The 18,554-nt window shown below is 51.6% G+C and carries 16 protein-coding genes; 8 read left to right on the top strand and 8 right to left on the bottom strand.

Going from position 1 to position 18,554, the window contains the following annotated elements:
• Nucleotides 1-57 precede the first annotated feature (57 nt).
• Nucleotides 58-1,767 carry a dihydroxy-acid dehydratase gene (ilvD, locus tag GJJ30_RS31660; RefSeq protein WP_154179312.1) on the bottom strand — a complete coding sequence of 570 codons (1,710 nt, stop codon included), beginning with the start codon at nt 1,765-1,767 and terminating at the stop codon, nt 58-60.
• A gap of 165 nt (nt 1,768-1,932) precedes the next feature.
• Here ilvD and murQ point away from each other — a divergent pair, with 165 nt between their 5' ends.
• From murQ to bioA, 6 genes are all read left to right on the top strand, one after another.
• A complete protein-coding gene (gene murQ, locus GJJ30_RS31655) occupies nt 1,933-2,745 on the top strand; it encodes an N-acetylmuramic acid 6-phosphate etherase (RefSeq protein ID WP_154179310.1) in 813 nt (270 codons plus the stop codon).
• The gene (locus GJJ30_RS31650) at nt 2,742-3,770 is read left to right on the top strand and encodes a zinc-binding dehydrogenase (RefSeq protein ID WP_154179308.1); all 1,029 of its coding nucleotides are present in this window, start codon (nt 2,742-2,744) and stop codon (nt 3,768-3,770) included. Before murQ ends, GJJ30_RS31650 begins: the two co-directional genes overlap by 4 nt.
• Nucleotides 3,771-3,842: 72 nt before the next feature.
• Nucleotides 3,843-5,234, top strand: coding sequence for a Gfo/Idh/MocA family protein (locus tag GJJ30_RS31645; protein ID WP_154179306.1), 1,392 nt, complete (start codon nt 3,843-3,845; stop codon nt 5,232-5,234).
• A 216-nt stretch (nt 5,235-5,450) separates the two neighbouring features.
• Nucleotides 5,451-6,608: an aminotransferase class I/II-fold pyridoxal phosphate-dependent enzyme gene (locus GJJ30_RS31640; protein ID WP_310588442.1), complete on the top strand. Its 1,158-nt coding sequence runs from the start codon at nt 5,451-5,453 to the stop codon at nt 6,606-6,608.
• A 75-nt stretch (nt 6,609-6,683) separates the two neighbouring features.
• Nucleotides 6,684-7,316, top strand: coding sequence for a dethiobiotin synthase (bioD, locus tag GJJ30_RS31635; protein ID WP_154179304.1), 633 nt, complete (start codon nt 6,684-6,686; stop codon nt 7,314-7,316).
• A gap of 85 nt (nt 7,317-7,401) precedes the next feature.
• Nucleotides 7,402-8,631 (top strand): adenosylmethionine--8-amino-7-oxononanoate transaminase, encoded by a 1,230-nt coding sequence (gene bioA / locus GJJ30_RS31630; protein ID WP_229313590.1) that lies wholly within the window; start codon nt 7,402-7,404, stop codon nt 8,629-8,631.
• Between the two features lie 8 nt (nt 8,632-8,639).
• Here the strand turns inward: bioA and GJJ30_RS31625 are convergent, their stop codons facing one another.
• Nucleotides 8,640-9,365, bottom strand: a complete 726-nt coding sequence (locus GJJ30_RS31625; RefSeq protein WP_154179300.1) for an MIP/aquaporin family protein — start codon at nt 9,363-9,365, stop codon at nt 8,640-8,642.
• Between the two features lie 153 nt (nt 9,366-9,518).
• Between GJJ30_RS31625 and purB the strand changes: the two genes are divergently transcribed.
• Nucleotides 9,519-10,859: an adenylosuccinate lyase gene (purB, locus tag GJJ30_RS31620; RefSeq protein ID WP_154179298.1), complete on the top strand. Its 1,341-nt coding sequence runs from the start codon at nt 9,519-9,521 to the stop codon at nt 10,857-10,859.
• Nucleotides 10,860-10,958: 99 nt separating this feature from the next.
• On the opposite strand, the gene proC is transcribed toward purB, so the two are convergent.
• The 3 genes from proC to gatB all read right to left on the bottom strand — a co-directional run bounded on the left by proC (nt 10,959) and on the right by gatB (nt 14,537).
• Nucleotides 10,959-11,762, bottom strand: coding sequence for a pyrroline-5-carboxylate reductase (gene proC, locus GJJ30_RS31615; protein ID WP_154179296.1), 804 nt, complete (start codon nt 11,760-11,762; stop codon nt 10,959-10,961).
• Nucleotides 11,763-11,876: 114 nt separating this feature from the next.
• Complete coding sequence (locus GJJ30_RS31610) at nt 11,877-13,025, bottom strand: TlpA disulfide reductase family protein (protein ID WP_229313585.1); 1,149 nt, start codon at nt 13,023-13,025, stop codon at nt 11,877-11,879.
• Between the two features lie 12 nt (nt 13,026-13,037).
• Nucleotides 13,038-14,537: an Asp-tRNA(Asn)/Glu-tRNA(Gln) amidotransferase subunit GatB gene (gene gatB / locus GJJ30_RS31605; RefSeq protein WP_154179294.1), complete on the bottom strand. Its 1,500-nt coding sequence runs from the start codon at nt 14,535-14,537 to the stop codon at nt 13,038-13,040.
• Between the two features lie 273 nt (nt 14,538-14,810).
• Here gatB and GJJ30_RS31600 point away from each other — a divergent pair, with 273 nt between their 5' ends.
• Nucleotides 14,811-15,233, top strand: coding sequence for a hypothetical protein (locus tag GJJ30_RS31600; RefSeq protein WP_154179292.1), 423 nt, complete (start codon nt 14,811-14,813; stop codon nt 15,231-15,233).
• Between the two features lie 50 nt (nt 15,234-15,283).
• Here the strand turns inward: GJJ30_RS31600 and GJJ30_RS31595 are convergent, their stop codons facing one another.
• From GJJ30_RS31595 to GJJ30_RS31585, 3 genes are all read right to left on the bottom strand, one after another.
• Complete coding sequence (locus GJJ30_RS31595) at nt 15,284-16,120, bottom strand: phytoene/squalene synthase family protein (protein WP_154179290.1); 837 nt, start codon at nt 16,118-16,120, stop codon at nt 15,284-15,286.
• Between the two features lie 78 nt (nt 16,121-16,198).
• Nucleotides 16,199-17,671 carry a bifunctional phytoene desaturase/3,4-desaturase gene (gene crtID, locus GJJ30_RS31590; RefSeq protein ID WP_154179289.1) on the bottom strand — a complete coding sequence of 491 codons (1,473 nt, stop codon included), beginning with the start codon at nt 17,669-17,671 and terminating at the stop codon, nt 16,199-16,201.
• Between the two features lie 260 nt (nt 17,672-17,931).
• The gene (locus GJJ30_RS31585) at nt 17,932-18,444 is read right to left on the bottom strand and encodes an RNA polymerase sigma factor (RefSeq protein WP_154179287.1); all 513 of its coding nucleotides are present in this window, start codon (nt 18,442-18,444) and stop codon (nt 17,932-17,934) included.
• Between the last annotated feature and the right edge of the window lie 110 nt (nt 18,445-18,554).

The raw sequence follows: 18,554 nt of genomic DNA, 5'->3' as shown, positions 1-18,554 counted from the left end.
CGTATTGTCTGTTTAAAAAATAGTACCGCTGATGAAGACTCACTTTATATTTCTTATCTACGCATCGGTTACGCAGCCTTCGCTCGCCGAACTGACCAGTTTTACGTATTTCCGCAGGATACCGTGATCGGCGGCTTTTTCCAGGGGTGGAACTGTCCAGTTCGCCCGGCGTTCAGCGAGTTCTTCGTCCGAAACGTGCATGTGAATGACGTTGTTGACAGCGTCGATCGTGATTTTGTCACCGTCGCGAACCAGCGCCAGATTGCCGCCTTCCTGCGCTTCGGGCGTAATGTGGCCCACTACAAAACCGTGCGTTCCGCCCGAAAACCGCCCGTCGGTAATCAACGCCACTTTATCGCCCAGACCCAGACCCATAATCGCCGATGTTGGTTTCAGCATTTCGGGCATTCCAGGGCCACCTTTCGGGCCTTCGTAGCGAATCACGACCACGTGTCCTTCCTTAATTTCTCTTTTCTGGATGAATTCCAGGAGCTGTTCTTCGCGCTCACACACTTTGGCAATGCCTTCAAACCGTTCGCCTTCCTTGCCGGTAATCTTGGCAACGGCGCCCTGCGTCGCCAGGTTGCCGTACAGAATCTGAATGTGACCGGTTTTCTTGATCGGGTTCGACAGTGGCCGGATAATGTTCTGGGTTTCAAAATCCAGATCCGGTGCTTCTTCCAGATTTTCGGCAACGGTTTTTCCCGTCACCGTCAGGCAATCGCCGTGAATGTATCCTTCTTTGTACAGGTATTTCATCACCGCCGGAACTCCCCCAATCGCCAGCACATCTTCCATGAAATACTTGCCGCTCGGTTTCAGATCACCCAGGTACGGTGTCCGGTCGCTGATGTCCTGAATATCTTTCAGCGTCAGCGAAACCCCGACCGACTTGGCAATGGCGAGGTAATGCAAAACCGCATTCGTCGAACCGCCAAGTGCCATCACCACCGTCATCGCATTTTCAAACGCCTTTTTGGTCATGATGTCGCGGGGGCGAATGTTCCTGGCCAGCAGGTTCATCATGGCGGCACCGATTTTGCGGCACTCTTCCTGTTTGCCTTCGTGCGTGGCCGGAAACGATGAACTGTAAGGCAGGCTTAATCCCATGGCCTCCATCGACGATGCCATCGTGTTGGCGGTATACATCCCTCCGCAGGCACCCGCACCCGGAATCGAATTCTGGATGACGCCTTTATAATCTTCGTCGCTGATGTTTCCGGCTACTTTTTTACCGTACGCTTCAAACGCCGACACAATGTCTAATTTTTGTCCTTTATAGCTCCCCGACCGGATCGTGCCGCCGTACACCAGAATTGCCGGGCGGTTTAACCGGCCTACGGCCATCAAGGCCCCGGGCATGTTTTTATCGCAACCCACCACCGCAATCACGCCGTCATACCACTGGGCATGCACCACGGTTTCAATCGAATCCGCGATCAGATCGCGCGACGGCAGCGAGTACGACATGCCGTCGTTCCCGTTGGTCATCCCGTCGGAAACCCCGATCGTGTTGAACACCAAGCCCACCAAACCGCTTTCGTTGACGCCTTTTTTAACGTAAGCCGCCAGCCCATTCAGGTGAATGTTGCACGGGTTGCCATCATAACCGGCACTGGCAATCCCGATCTGGGGTTTCTGCATGTCTTCCTCCGTCAGGCCGATGCCGTAGAGCATGGCTTGAGCGGCAGGGTTACTAACTTCCTGAGTAAGGGTGGCGCTGTACCGGTTTAATTGGCCTTCTTTTTCGGTTGCTATAGTGGTCATAATCTCGATTAGCGAAAATTCGCTGAAAGCGTATTTTGTTTCAAAGGAAAAAAATTGAAATAAAATTGTCAAGCGATTTGCCCGGTTTTTTAGCATTTTTTTTTACTATGCATAGTTAGAATATAAATGATTGTACTTTTGATAGACAAGAAATAGCACTATACTATGATTACCGAAAACGCATCCCATTACGACCACCTGGAGCAAATGTCCGTGCAGACCTTGCTGACCAGTATCAATAATGAAGACAAAACCGTTCCTTTGGCGGTTGAGAAAGCCATTCCGCAAATCGAAGCCCTGGTGACGGCGATCGTCAAACGAATGAAGGAAGGAGGCCGGTTGTTCTATATTGGTGCCGGAACGAGCGGTCGGCTGGGAATTGTTGATGCGTCGGAATGCCCGCCAACGTATGGAGTTTCGCCGGATCTGGTGGTCGGTATCATTGCCGGTGGTGACCGCGCCATCCGCAGTGCTGTTGAAAACGCAGAAGATGATTCGGAGCAGGCCTGGAAGGATTTGCAGGCTTTTCACATCGATCAGTTGGACACGCTTATCGGCATTGCGGCATCGGGCCGGACACCCTACGTGATCGGCGGTTTAGAGAAAGCCCGCGAAGCCGGTGTGCTGACGGGCTGCGTCGTTTGTAATCCCGGATCAGCCGTGGCCAAAGCCGCCGAATTCCCGGTCGAAGTGGTCGTTGGGCCGGAATTTGTGACGGGCAGCACACGCATGAAATCCGGAACGGCGCAGAAGCTGGTTCTGAACATGATTTCAACCTCGGTGATGATTCAGCTGGGTCGGGTGAAAGGCAACAAAATGGTCGATATGCAATTGACGAACCACAAACTGAAAATCCGGGCGGCCAACATGGTCATGAGTGAAACCGGTGTGTCGCGCGAACGGGCCGAAGAGTTACTCGCCAAATACGGCAGTGTACGGAATGCGGTTTTGAACGTCAATACTAATTCGGAAAAATGAAGGCAATTTTTCAACCCGGGCTTCACGAGTTTGCGCAATACATCGATATGGAAAAACCGGTAGCCGGGCCGGGCGAAGCGATTGTCCAGATCAAGGCTGCGGCCATCAACCACCGGGATGTTTACGTGCAGCACGGTTTATACCCCAAAATGAAGCTCCCCGTCGTGCTGGGTTCCGACGGCGCGGGAGTGGTGGTCGAGCTGGGCGAGGGCGTCGATCCGGCCTGGAAAAACGAGGAGGTGATCATCAATCCGGCGCTGAACTGGGGGCCTAGCCCGCATTTTTACGGACCGGATTTCAAGATTCTGGGCATGCCCGACAACGGAACCTTCGCCGAATACGTCAAAATTGAAGTCAAATACCTCCACCGAAAACCACAACATCTTTCTTTCCAACAGGCTGCTGCTCTCCCACTCACGGGTCTGACGGCCTGGCGCGCACTCATGACCCGGGCCGGATTGGCGCAAAATCCAACGGGCCAACCCGAGCGCGTTCTGATCACCGGTATTGGTGGCGGAGGAGCGTTAGCCGCGCTGCAATTTGCCAAAGCGGCCGGGGCCGAAGTCTGGGTAACGTCCGGTTCGGCAGAAAAACTGCAACGCGCGCAGGAATTGGGTGCAACGGGCGGCATCAATTACCGGGAGGCCGACTGGGCGAAAACACTGCTGGCCCAAACCGGCGGTGGCAAAGGCGGTTTTTTCGACGTGATCATCGACAGTGCTGCCGGACCCGGTTTTGCCAAACTGGTCGATGTGGCCGCGCCGGGCGGACGGATCGTTTTTTACGGCGGAACGACCGGTAACATCACGGACGTAGCGCCTTCCAAGGTATTTTTCAAGCAGTTGAACATCCACGGAACCACGATGGGAACCGAAGCTGAATTCGCCGATATGGTCCGGTTTGTGGAAAAACACCAGCTCGTTCCGGTCATCGACGAGATTATGCCGCTGGCCGAAGCGGAACTGGCGCTGCGCAAAATAGAGAGCGGAAAACAGTTTGGGAAGCTGGTTTTGCAGGTTTCCTGAAGAATTCTTCTTAAGTTTCTGCTTCCGCGTCAAATCGGCCCGGACAAGCCCGTTTTGCGAAACCCGATACCCATGAAAAAGCAACGCCGTGACTTCCTGAAACTGACCGGTTTAGCCGGTGCCGGACTCACTACCGGTCAATTAAGCTACGGTCTGACTCCAATGCCCCCCGCCCCGCGCCCCCAGGTGTTTAACATGAGCGGTTTTAGTGCGCCCAAAATCGATACGGTTCGGATTGGGTACATCGGGGTTGGAAACCGGGGAACGGGCGCGCTTCAGCGAATTGTTCACCTGGAAAACGTAGTCATTCAGGCGGTTTGCGATATTCGGCCGGAGCGCGTCGAGGAGGCCCGGAAATTGCTGGAAAAAACCACTCACCGTCCCACTTTTTACAGCGGCAAAGCAGATGCCTGGAAAACCCTCTGCGACCGGAAAGATATTGACCTGATTTACATCTGCACGCCCTGGAATCTGCACGCGCCGATGGCCTTGTACGCGATGGAACAGGGCAAACACGTGGCTTGCGAAATTCCGATTGCCACAACCGTCGAGGATTGCTGGAAACTGGTGGAAACCTCCGAGCGCACCAAAAAGCATTGCATGATGCTGGAAAATTGCTGCTACGATTTCTTCGAACTACTGACGCTCAATATGGCACGTCAGGGCTTTTTCGGGGATATTGTCCACGTTGAAGGCGCGTACATTCACGACATCTTTGATTCGCTTTTCGATAAAAGTAAACGTTACGACCTCTGGCGGCTGAAAGAAAACCAGCGCAACGGCAACCTGTATCCAACCCACGGTTTGGGTCCCATTGCGCAGGTACTAGACATTAACCGGGGAGATCAGATGGATTACCTGATCTCGATGTCCAGCAACGATTTCATGCTCGCCAAAAAAGCGGAGGAACTGGCCAAAACCGACGATTATTTCAAACAATACAAGGGAAAATCGTTTCGGGGGAACATGAACACAACCACCATTCGGACGAAGAAAGGCCGCACGATCATGTTGCAGCACGACGTCAGTTCTCCGCGCCCTTACTCCCGGCTTCACCTGATCAGCGGCACCAAAGCCAGCGCCCAGAAATACCCGCTGCCCGGCCGGATTTCGACGGGGCACGAATGGCTGCCGGAAAAGGAATACCAGGAACTGGAGAAAAAATACCAACCGGAGATCGTCAAGCGCGTGGGCGAACTGGCCAAGCAGGTCGGCGGACACGGCGGGATGGACTTTTTGATGGACTGGCGGCTGATCGACTGCCTGCGCAACGGTCTGCCGCTCGATCAGGATGTATACGATGCCGCCCTCTGGAGCAGCATTGGGCCGCTCAGCGAATGGTCGGTGGCGCATCGTTCCAATTCCATTGATGTGCCAGATTTTACGGGTGGTTCCTGGAAAACCAATAAACCGGTCGACATCAGTCTGGCAGTTGGCGGAACCACCCGCATCAAAGATGTGTAGGCGGTTTTCTCCGGCTTTGCAAAGTGAAGCGTAACCAATTACCGGATAAATTGTTTATCAAATTGTTACCATTTTGATAACTTTTATATACAAAAAATATAATACAGATCCACTTATCCACACCTGGGTGTGGATAAGTCTTGATTTCATCCCATTTGTCCACATTTTTTTCGCCGTTACCCTTCTGTCGGCCTTTGGGAATAATCTGAGAATAAGGTGATAAGAGCTGAAAAGTCTATTCAGGAATTACTGGAAAAACGCCGGGCTGCCGGGCTGCTCCGGTCGCTAAAAAAGCCCGAAAACGTACTTGATTTTTGTTCCAATGATTACCTGGGATTGGCGCGGTCGGCGGTTTTACGACATGCCATCGAAGAAGCCATACGCTCCCATTCCAGTTTGCTTAATGGCTCGACCGGTTCCCGATTGCTGGCCGGAAATTCGGCGCTGGCCGAAGAACTTGAAACCGAAATTGCCGCTTTTCACGAAACCGAAGCCGCGCTGATTTTCAATTCCGGTTATGATGCAAATGTGGGCTTATTAGCCTGCTTACCGCAGCGGGGCGACACGCTCCTGACCGACGAATTGATTCACGCCAGCATGATCGATGGCGCCCGGTTGAGCGTTGCCAGTCGGTTTAAATTTAAGCATAACGACCTCGCCGATCTGGAAAACCGCTTACAACGTGCCACCGGCACGGTTTTCGTCGCCATTGAATCGGTTTATTCGATGGACGGCGATCTGGCTCCGCTTCCCGAAATCGTGGATTTGTGCGAGCGTTATGAGGCCGCTTTGATTGTCGATGAAGCCCACGCAACAGGCGTTTTTGGCCCCAAAGGCGAAGGGCTGGTCCAGGCGCTTGGTTTGCAAAACCGGGTGTTCGCCCGGGTTCATACCTTTGGAAAAGCACTGGGCGTTCACGGGGCGGCTGTCGTTGGCTCGACCGCATTGCGCGATTTTCTGATTAATTTTGCCCGTTCGTTCGTGTATTCAACGGCTTTGCCTCCGCATAGTCTGCTGGCAATCCGGTGTGTTTACCGGTTTTTGCCGGAAAATGAACCGCTAATCGCGCGGTTACATTCCTTGCGGGCGTATTTTCAGCAGCAGATTCAGGAACAGTTGCCGCAAACCGAGTGGACATCGGCCGAAAGCCCGATTCTGGGGTTAATTGTTCCCGGAAACGATGCCTGCCGACAGGTGGCCAGCCAGCTTCAGCAGGCCGGTTTCGACATCCGGCCGATTCTGAGTCCGACGGTTCCGGCGGGTCGCGAACGACTACGGATTTGCCTGCACGCGTTCAATTCCGAAAACGAAATTGATGCGCTGGTACAGGCGTTACAAAAGATAGGAATGCGGTCGGGTCGCCGTGGCGATTGAACAGATTAAACGAATTAAAACGGATTTATCCGTGTAAATCCGTCGAATCCTTGTTCCTATCAAACTTGTCAACAGATGCGTAAATTGATTATTGCCGGAATTGGTACCGAAATCGGCAAAACCGTCGTCTCATCCATTGTGGTGGAGGCCCTACAGGCCGATTACTGGAAACCGGTGCAATCCGGGGCTTTGGAAGACTCGGATACCGAAACCGTCCGGCGACTCATCTCCAATTCCGTTACCCGGTTTCACCCGGAAACGTACCGACTCCGCGAACCCTTATCGCCCCACGCGGCAGCTGCCATTGATGGGGTTGAAATTTCGCTTCCCGCATTTCAGTTACCCAAAACCTCCAATCACCTGGTGGTCGAGCTGGCGGGCGGTTTGCTGGTCCCGCTGAACGATCGTGATCTGAATATTGACCTGGTGCAGCAACTGAACCTGCCGGTTTTGCTGGTTTCCAAACATTATCTGGGAAGTATTAATCACACCTTGTTGTCGGTCGAAGCATTACAACGGCGCGGCATTCCGATCCTCGGCCTGGTTTTTAACGGACCAGCAACGCCGACATCGGAGGATTTTATTGTCAATTATACCGGTTTACGCAGTTTCGGACGGATTGAGTGGAAAACCGGCGTTACGAATGATTTTGTTAGTCAGTACGCAACCAAAATGCGTGCTTTACTGGAAGAAATTTATGCAGGTTAAAGAGGAACAAAACCCGCAAGGTCTTGAAGACTTTGCGGGTTTGAGTGAACGCGACCAGACCGTGATCTGGCACCCTTTTACGCAAATGCAAACCGCTCCCCTGCCCATTCCGATTGTGCGGGGCGAAGGCACTTTGTTATTTGCTGAGGATGGAAAAACGTACATCGATGCGGTTTCGTCGTGGTGGGTTACCATTCACGGACACAGCCATCCGTACATTGCCGAAAAGGTCGCGAAACAGCTTCAGACACTCGAGCACGTCATTTTTGCCGGTTTTACCCATCAGCCGGCCGTCGAACTGGCGGAGCGCTTACTAACGATTTTGCCGAAAAACCAGAACCGGATTTTCTATTCCGACAACGGCTCGACGGCGGTGGAAGTGGCGCTCAAAATGGCATTTCAATACTGGCACAACCTCGGAAAACCGCGCCGGAAAGTAATTGCGCTGGACGATGCCTACCACGGCGACACCTTCGGAGCGATGGCGGTGAGTGGACGCAGTGCTTTTACGGCTCCGTTTGTCCCCTTTCTGTTCGATGTGGAATACATTCCGGCCCCCGCTCCGGGTCAGGAACAGGCGGCTTTGGAGCAGTTGCAGGCCCTGTTAAGTGACGAAGTCGCGGCTTTTATCGTAGAACCGCTGGTGCAGGGATCGGGTGGTATGGTCATGTACGCGCCGGAAATTCTGAATCAACTCATGAGCCTGGCCCGGAGCCACGGGGCGCTGATCATTACCGACGAAGTCATGACCGGTTTTGGCCGAACCGGCAAATTGTTCGCATCTCATTACCTGAGCGAACAACCGGATTTGATGAGTTTGTCGAAAGGGCTGACGGGTGGAACCATGGCGCTGGGCGTTACGACCTGTACGAAAGAAATTTACGACGCTTTTCTCTCCAGCAACAAACACAAAACGCTTTTCCACGGACACTCCTTCACGGCCAATCCACTGGCCTGTACGGCGGCACTGGCCAGCCTGGATCTGTTGCTTTCCGACGAAACGCAGGTAGCTATTCAGCGCATCGCCCATCGGCATGCGGTTTTTGCGGAACAGTTGAAGCAAAAACCGGGTGTAAAAAACATCCGCCAGCAGGGGACGATTCTGGCGTTCGATCTGGATGTGGGCGACGCAAGCCGGTCTTATTTCAGCAACATCCGGGATGTGGCCTACCAGTTTCTGCTCAACGAAGGGGTTTTGATGCGGCCTTTGGGGAATGTGCTGTATATTTTTCCCCCGTATTGCATCACGGACGAACAGTTGGATACGGTTTATGCTGCTGTTGGGAAATTACTCAAGCAGTTGAACCAATCGTAAAACCGCCCTTATAAGGCGTACCACCGAATGAGTAAACCGCCCAAAACCGCCCCGAGAACCGGGCCGACGATGGGCACCCAGGCATACCCCCAATCCGACGAGCCTTTGTTGGGAATCGGCAAAATTGCGTGCGCAATCCGCGGGCCCAGATCGCGGGCGGGATTAATGGCATAACCCGTGGTGCCGCCCAGCGACAGACCGATGCTCCAGACCAGTACGCCGACCAGGTAAGGCCCTAAGCCAATGGCGATGGTTCCGAGGGCTTTGGCCGAAATACCCGCGATGCCGATGATGAGCGCGATAGTGCCGATGGTTTCGCTAATGACATTACCGAGTGGATGACGGATTGCAGGGCCGGTGGAAAAAACCGCCAGCTTCGCGCCCGGATCGGGCGTGGCGGCCCAATGCGGTAAATACTGAAGCCAGACCAGCACCGCGCCCAAAAAAGCGCCGATCAACTGAGCGGGAATGTAACTGGCCATTTTACTGAAATCGCCGGTGGCGACAGCAAAAGCCACCGTGACCGCCGGATTCAAATGCGCATCGATACTCCCGAACACTTTGGCGACAAAAACGCCCATCGTCACGGCAAACGCCCAGCCGGTGGTAATGACAATCCAGCCGGACGATTCGCCTTTGGTCTGTTTCAGCACCACATTGGCGACAACGCCATCGCCCAATAAAATCAATACCAAAGTTCCGACCAGTTCACCGAGGAAGGGAGAAAGTTGCATACAAAAGAAGAATGGGTTTAGGAAAAGTACGAAGCTCTATAAAGTCAATAAAATATTCGTTCTGTTATAAAGCCGCCAATATACAGGAATTTTAATTATTCTGGAGAATGGTTTCGGGCGGTTCCGTTAACTTTGCGGTTTCTTTTTTCGCCTATGCAACTTTCCGCGCTTACCGCAGTTTCTCCCATTGATGGCCGTTACCGGCGTCAGATCGAATCATTGGCCCCTTATTTTTCGGAATGGGGACTCATTCGCTACCGCATTCGGGTCGAAATTGAGTATTTTATCGACCTCTGCGAACTACCACTTCCTCAACTGAAAGACATCGATCGGGCGGTTTTTCCGAAATTACGCGCCTTGTACGAGAATTTTACGGAAGCCGACGCGCTGCGGGTGAAGGAGATCGAGCGCGAAACCAACCACGATGTAAAGGCCGTCGAATACTTTATCAAGGAAAAACTGACGGATCTGAACATCGCCAGTTCCCTCGAATTCATCCATTTTGGGCTGACCTCGCAGGATATCAACAACACGGCGACTCCGCTGCTGCTGAGCGATGCGCTGGAAACCGAAATTGAGCCGCAATACCGGGAAGTGTTCATGAAATTGCAGGAACTGGCGGAAAAGTGGAAAACCATACCGATGCTGGCGCGGACCCACGGCCAACCGGCCTCACCCACGCGGCTGGGCAAAGAGCTTCTGGTTTTTTGCGAACGAATTGAGAAACAGCTTTTTATGCTGACGGACATACCGGCTGCGGCTAAATTTGGTGGTGCAACCGGTAATTTTAACGCCCACAACGTGGCCTATCCTGATGTCGACTGGAAATCGTTTGGCGACGGATTTGTGGAAAAACTGGGACTGGAACGCAGCCAGAACACCACCCAGATCGAGCATTACGACATGCTGGCGGCCACGCTCGATGCGTTCAAACGCCTGAATACCATTCTGATCGACCTCAACCGGGATATGTGGGCATATATTTCGATGAATTACTTCAAGCAGCAGATCAAAGCGGGCGAAGTGGGTTCGTCGGCGATGCCGCACAAAGTCAATCCGATTGATTTCGAAAATTCGGAAGGAAATCTGGGCATCGCGAATGCGCTGTTTGAGCATCTGTCGGCAAAACTACCGATTTCGCGGCTGCAACGCGACCTGACCGACTCCACGGTTTTGCGGAATCTGGGCGTTCCGTTTGCGCATTCGGTTATTGCGCTGAAATCACTTTTGAAAGGATTGGGCAAAATTCAACTGAACGAAGCCGCCCTTCGTGCCGATCTGGAAGACAACTGGGCCGTGGTCGCCGAGGGCATCCAGACCATTCTCCGGCGCGAAGGCTACCCCAAACCGTACGAAGCGCTGAAGGACTTGACCCGTACCAACGAGAAAATCACCGCCGAAACGATTGCCCGGTTTATCGACGGCCTGAATGTTTCGGATTCCGTAAAAACCGAACTGCGGGCGATTACGCCGTATACGTATACCGGGATCTAACCAAACCCTGACAGCGGCCAAAGGCCCTGTCAGCGGTTGAATTTATAGTTTGAGCTAAACTGCTAAAACCGCTGACAGGGCTTTCAGCCGCTGTCAGGGTTATGATTTGCTAAGCTCCGTAGCGCGGGTTTGGGCGGCTTTGATGCCCGCAATCAGCGTATCGGCCAGTTCGCCTTCTTCAAACCGTTTCAGGGCCGCTTCGGTCGTGCCGCCTTTGGACGCGACGGCTTTGATCAGGTCGTCCAGTGATTTGTCGGCATTGTTGATCAGGTGGAAAGCGCCCAGCATCGTTTGCTTGACGAGCAGCGAAGCCACCGAATCATCGAAGCCCATCTGCTTTCCGGCCTCGACCATCGCTTTAACGAGGTAGTAAAAGTAGGCCGGGCCGCTGCCGCTCAGTGCCGTGACGGCATCGAGCATCGTTTCGTCTTCCAGAAAAATCGACCGGCCCGTCGCATTAATCAGGTTTTCGACTTTCCGCAGGTTGTTCAGGTCCACTTCTTTGGCGGCCGTAAAACCGGTAATACCCATGCCGAGCATCGCGGGGGTGTTGGGCATCGCGCGGATCACCAGCCGGTGGTTCAGCTTCTCCTGAATGGTCGCAATCGGAATCCCAGCCATGATCGACAACACCACCTGTTGCGGCTGAATGGTTTCCCGCAAGGCTTCCTGCAAACTACTAAAATCCTGAGGTTTAACGGATAAGATGATCAAATCCGAATCCGAAATGCGGGCACTGATCGTATCGACCACAACCCCGGTTTTTTCAGCTTTTAACGCTTCGGAGCGATCCGCGCTTTTTTCAATTAACAGCAGGTCGTCTTTTTTTACCAGATCATATTGCAAAAAGGATTTGGCAAAAGCCATCCCCATGTTGCCGCAACCGACAATAGCAATCTTCATTTTCAGTGGGTTTTCAGTTTATGGTTTTCAGTTTACGGTTTTCGGTAGGCTGACGCATTCTAAAAGCGTGCGTTAGCCACCGTAAACAGAAAACCGAATACCGTAAACTTTTACTTATTTATCCAGAATTTCGCCGAGTTTTTGCTCCAGCGCCGGGCCACGGAGGTTTTTGGCGATGATTCGTCCTTCTTTATCCAGCAAAAAAGTGGTCGGAATGACCTGAATTGAATATTGAATGGCTACGGGGGAAGCTCCGTTCTTTTTGCCCAGCACGTTGGTCCAGATCATGCCGTCGGTCTGAACAGCTTTCAGCCATTTGTCCCGGCTGTCGTCGAGGGAGATACTATAAACTTCAAATCCCTTTTCCTTGTATTTGTTATACATCCGAACCACATTCGGGTTTTCCTGCCGACACGGCCCGCACCACGACGCCCAGAAATCGATCAGCACGTATTTGCCCCGCAACGACGAAAGGCTAATCGCCTTGCCTTCCGCATTTTCCAGCGTAACATCCGGTGCCGTAGCGCCTTCCACCACGGCGACCTGATTGGCCTGCGCGCTTTGCTCCGCCTTCATCGTTTTCACAAAATCGATAAAAGCCGTTACCTGCTTACCGGTTTTGTTGGCCTCCTGCATTTTTTGCGCCAGCGATTCGTACAGGGCAAAATGCTCTTTCGGATCCAAATATTTCAGGGCGATCATGGCCACGCTCGCCGTACCCATCTGCGGAATCATCGCCTTGACGGTTTCGATCACCTTCTGATTTTCGGTAACTACTTCCTGATCGATGGCCTGACCGGCTTTGAAATCGTCTTTCTGCGCGGCTGCCGCGGCCCGTTTCTGCCAAACCTTGTGCTTTTCCCGCATTTCGGTGTCGATGGCCACAATTTTCGGGTAAAACTCCATGTTAACGGAGCCCGTTACCTGTGTCTTGCTTTTATCGTTGGCGTCGGCCATAACCGTCAGATTTTCACCGCCTTCTACCAACAAACTCGACACCTGCCCGTTGCCCAGATTCAGTTTATAAAAACTCCCGCCGTTCAATTCACGGCCTTTCAGGGCGAATTTTCCTGAAGCGTCGATCTGGGCGGAGTCAATCTTTCGCGAAATCTGTTCGTTGGTTTCCAGGTACGCTTTACTGCCCGGTTTGGCGTTTTGCACCGTACCACTTACCGTAAATTCTTTACCGGCAGTCTGGGCCAAAACCGCCAGCGGCATCGCCAGGCCCATTAAAACGACGAATCCAATCCGATTTGTTTTCATTTTCCCTGACTGTTATAACGGAGACGACAATGCTTTTTGCAGCAATTCATTGGTCAATTTCGGGTCGGCGCTGCCTTTCGATTTTTTCATTACTTCGCCAACAAACAGGCCCAGCAATCCTTTTTTACCCTTTTTGTACTCTTTTACTTTATCGGGCCAGGCTGCCAGCACCTCATCTACCAACGTTTGCAACGTATCGGTATTGCTGTTTTGGAGCAAATTCTGTTCCTGCGCCACCTGTTCCGGTGACTTTTCCGGCTGCTCGATCAAAACCGGAAAAATCCGCTGGCTGGCCGTCGAGAAACTTACTTTTCCTGAATCTACCAAATTAATCAATTCCGACAGCCGTCCGGCCGAAAGCGAAAACTGGCCATCGCGGAGCGATTTTTCGGTCAAATGGGCTTTTACGGGGCCCATAATCCAGTTGGAAACCGCCTTATAATTCGTCGTTTGCTGGCAAACCGCTTCAAAATAATCCGCCAGTTCTTTCACATCGGCGATCAAGGTCGCGTCGTATTCCGGCAAACCGTAGTGGTTCAGTAACTTTTCAAACCGTTCTTTCGGCAACGCGGGCATCTGGGCGCGAATAGTGGACAGCCATTCGTCCGAAATAATAACCGGGCTCAGATCCGGGTCCGGAAAATACCGGTAGTCGTTCATCGTTTCCTTCATCCGCATGCCGTACGTCAGGCCCGTGTTAGCGTCGAACATCCGGGTTTCCTGCACAATTGTTCCGCCGTTTTCAACCGTTTCGACCTGCCGCCGGAATTCCGTATCGATCGCCCGCTGCACATTGCGGATGGAATTCATGTTTTTGATCTCGACTTTCGTCCCAAACTCTTCCTGGCCCCACAAACGCACGGAAATGTTCACGTCGCAACGCAGCGAGCCTTCCTCCATATTTCCATCGCAAATATCCAGGTACCGAACCAGCCGCCGGACTTCGGTCAGGTAGGCTGCCGCTTCTTCGGCACTGCGGATAGTCGGGTCGGTCACCATCTCGATCAGGGGCGTTCCGGCGCGGTTGTAGTCCAGCGAGGTATGCCAGTCGCCGTCGTGAATCGATTTTCCGGCGTCTTCTTCCAGGTGAATGTGGTGCAGAAAAACCGCTTTCTCGATCAGATTTCCGCTGGCGTCCCTAAATTTTACCGGCACCCGACCCCCAACGCAAACCGGCGTTTTATCCTGCGACAACTGGTAACCTTTCGGCAGGTCGGGATAAAAATAGTTTTTGCGGGCAAAGACATTGTATTGTGTAATCGCTGATTGACAGGCTACTCCCATGCGAACCGCCAGTTCGACGGCTTTGCGGTTGAGTTTGGGCAAGGTGCCCGGATGCCCCAGCGTGATGACGCTGATGTTGGTGTTCGGATCGCTGCCAAACTGATTGGAATCGGCGGCAAAGATTTTCGTTGCCGTCAGGAGCTGGCAGTGAACTTCCAGACCAATTACCAACTCGTATTTGGCCAGCATCGCTGCAGATACCGTCTTTTCAGCCGTTTCAGAAACCATGAACCTGTATTGTAGTATAAAACTGTAAACCGCAAAGATACGGTTAAAATCTCATTTCACTATTCAGGGGAGTACTTGTAAAAAACCGGTTTTTATTGAATAATTCCGGCATAAACAATAATAATAAAAACAACTTTAGTGAACGTTAGTTTCCGGCAACACACTGTATACAAATAAGTTATAAATTTATTTATCAAAATATTATTCTAAGGTTGATCGTATTTACCAATTAATTAATTGCACTTTGTCCATTTATTAAAACTTAATACAACCATGAAAAGGAAAATTTACATTCTGAAAAACCGGAAACCGGGCTTGCTGTTGCTGGCCTTGATGAGTCTGCTGCTGATGAACACCGTCCGCGCTCAAACGCCGGAAGCAATCAGCGAAAATGCGAAAACGGAGTCGGCCATGCAGTTGTCTTTTAAAGAAGTGGGAAACCTGCGATTCCGGCTCGAAGTTACGCAGCCGCTGCTAGCCCTCCACGACGCCGTCGATGTGTTTATTATCAGCAGTGATCGGGAGATTTTATACGCGAACACGTATTCTCATCACGCGCTCCGCATCACGACCTTTGATCTGTCGACGTTGCAGGATGGAACTTACGGTTTTGAAATCCGCTCGGGAGGAACCCGGATAGCCCAAAAATTTGATATTAAAACAAGATTGCAACGGGTGATTCTGGACCAGAATTAAAACCGGTATTCATCAAAACGGCCGGATGCGAGAGTGTCCGGCTGTTGTTTTTACATTCCGCTCCAGCGAAACCGCATGTAAGTCTGCGCCAGCAAGGCAATTTTTTTCACGTCCGGCACCCGCACCCGCTCTTCCTGAATCCGCGACGCCGGCACCTGCTTGATTTTGTTGAACAGCGTCTGGTAGTAGGTATAGGCCAGATGAACGCCCATCCGGGCTCCGCGTGGAAGATTCAGAATCCCGGCGTATGCTTCGTCAAAATCCCGCTGAATATCGGCTTCGATGAGCCGTTTGGCGTCTTTGGTAAAATCGTTGAAATCAACGCCGGGGAAATAAATCCGGCCCCGGTCGACGTAATCGCTCTTGAGGTCGCGCAAAAAATTTACTTTCTGGAAAGCCGCTCCCAGCTTGCGCGCCGGTTCTTTCAGCCGGTCAAACATCGCCGAATCGCCCTCGCAAAACACCCGCAGACACATCAGCCCCACCACTTCCGCCGAGCCATAAATGTATTCCTGGTAGCTGTTGTCCGTGTATTCGTTGCAATACAAGTCCATTTCCATGCTTTTCAGGAACGCATCGATCAATTTCCGATCAATGCTGTAGGTTTTAACAACGCCCTGAAACGAATGCAGGATTGGGTTCAGGCTGATTCCGGTTTCGATGGCTTCGTAAGTGTCTTTTTTAAACTTGTCCAACAGATACTTTTGATCGTGGTCGTAAAACGTGTCCACAATCTCATCGGCATACCGGACAAAACCGTACACGGCATAGATCGGAAAATGAAATTTCCGATCCAAAGTCTTGATACCCAGCGTAAATGAAGTACTGTACCGTTCAGTAATCAGCTTACTACATTCTAACGCACTTCGATTAAATAACTCGATCATAAACGTTTTTTGCTGGGCTGAACCATCGCGCATCAGTCGCCGGAACAGCTATTCACACTCTTTTTCAAGTAAAACCAATCACCCAAACTCCTTCGCCACTTCGTCGGCTACCACCAGCCCGGATATCAGCGACGGCGGTACACCCGGCCCCGGAACCGTGAGCTGGCCGGTATAAAACAGGTTGTTGACCTTCCGGTTTTTCAAACCCGGTTTTAAAATTGCCGTTTGGCGCAGCGTGTTTGCGAGCCCGTACGCATTGCCCCGAAAGGCGTGATAATCAGCGATGAAGTTGCTATGGGCATAACTTCGTTTAAAAATCACGTGATCTCGAATAGTTTCGCCCACATACGCTTCCAGCCGTTCCATCACCATGTGGTAATACCGTTCGCGCGTTTCGTCCGGGTCGTTCAGGTCCGGCGCGACCGGAATCAGAATAAATAAGTTCTCCATTCCCGCCGGAGCCACGCCCGGATCGGTTTTCGACGGTGCCGAAACGTAAAACAGGGGTTTGGTCGGCCACTGCGGTTTTTCGTAAATCTCGACGGCGTGTAAACCGAAATCTTCGTCAAAAAACAGGTTGTGGTGCTGCAAACGCGGTAATCGCTTGTCGACTCCCAGATAAAACAGCAGCGACGACGGGGCCAGCACCCGGCTGTTCCAGTACGGATCGGAGTAGTTTCGGTAGTCCGGCGTCAGCAACTGACTATCGACATGCTGGTAATCGGCTCCGGCCACCACCACGTCGGCTTCGAACACTCCCTGATAGGTTTCGACCTTGTTGGCTATACCATTTGTTACACTAATTTGTTTAACCGGATGGTTTAACAAGATCGTCACGCCCTTTTCCTCGGCCAGCTTCACCATCGCTTTCACGATTTCGTACATGCCGCCCATCGGATACCAGGTGCCCTTCGAAATTTCGGCGTAATTCATCAGGCTGTACATGGCCGGGGTGTTTGCGGGCGTAGCTCCGAGAAACAAAATCGGGAACTCCATTAGCTGCAACAACCGCTCGTGCTGGAAGTATTTACGAACATGGCTGGAAAAAGATTGGAAAACATCCAGCCGCATGACGTCTTTCAGCAGTTGCAGGCTCATGAATTCCGAAATCCGCCGACTCGGTTTCCAGACGAACTGATTAATTCCGACCTCGTATTTATAAGCCGCCTGTTTCAGGAAATCGAGCAAGCGCCCACCAGCGCCAGGTTCTATTTCCTCAAAAACCGCCTGCAGTTTTTCAATTCCGGCGGGCAGGCTCACGGCGTCGTCAGTACCAAAAATGACCGAATACGACGGATCGAGCCGGACAAGATTGTAATAATCTGACGGCTTTTTGCCAAACCGGCCAAAATAGGTTTCAAACACATCGGGCATCCAATACCAGCTGGGGCCCATGTCGAACGTAAAACCGGCCTGCTGAAATTGCCGGGCCCGTCCGCCCGCCTGATTGTTTTTCTCCAGAACCGTCACCTCAAAACCCTTGGCCGCCAGACTGGTAGCCGCCGATAAACCGGCAAAACCGGCACCAATAACAATAACTTTTTTTGACATACAAATCCAGCCTCCAGGAGGGTATTCAGTAAAATTGTCGGGTAATAAACGCAAAAAAGACGGATTGAAAAATCCGTCTCGTCTCTAACCAAAAAAGTTAGACGGAAACCATCTAACTTTTCGGAACCTTCCTCTTTTTTAACCAAAAACTACTCAATCAATGTCTTTTTGAGAAGTTAGAAGAGAGACAAGAGAGTAAAGACTTGTTTGATGCACTCAATTACTTCGTCTTTCTTCTCTTGTCTAACCTCTATTCTCTATTACGCCTGATAGGCATATACTTTCAGCCGATCTTTCAGCTCTTTGCGAGCAATGTGGATGCGGTTTTTAACGGTTCCAATGGGGATATCCAGACGGGCAGCAATTTCGTGGTATTTGAAGCCCCGGAAGTGCATCATAAACGGTGTCCGGTAAGTGTCTTCCAGCGAGTTGACGGCCCGGTTAATGTCGTCCTGTGCGAACGATGAATAAGCGGTGTTGTCGGTGCTGCTGTCCATCGAGTTGATGTAGTGCAGGTTATCCGTCGTGTCGATGAAGGTGTTTTTCCGCACCATCCGCTGATAGTTGGTGATGAACGTATTTTTCATGATGGTATACAACCAGGCTTTCAGGTTCGTACCATCCGTATATTTATCGCGGTTTGTAAACGCTTTCAATAAAGTGTCCTGCAATAAGTCATTTGCATCTTCAACATCTTTCGTTAAACGCAGAGCAAATGGCTTCAGCGACTTTGAAACTTTGCCGATGTTGTAGGTAAATTCAAGTGCTGTCATGATCTATAAGTCGTTAAGTCGTTTGTGTTGAACCTTGTATGCCTATCAACTAGTCAAGAATGCAACCAAACCCGCTGATTATTTTTTCAAACCCCAAAAAGACAAGTTCA

This window comes from Larkinella terrae (assembly GCF_009668025.1).
Taxonomy (GTDB): domain Bacteria; phylum Bacteroidota; class Bacteroidia; order Cytophagales; family Spirosomataceae; genus Larkinella; species Larkinella terrae.
The sequence above is the reverse complement of the archived record's forward strand: the minus strand, read 5'-3'. Positions and strand labels throughout refer to the sequence as shown.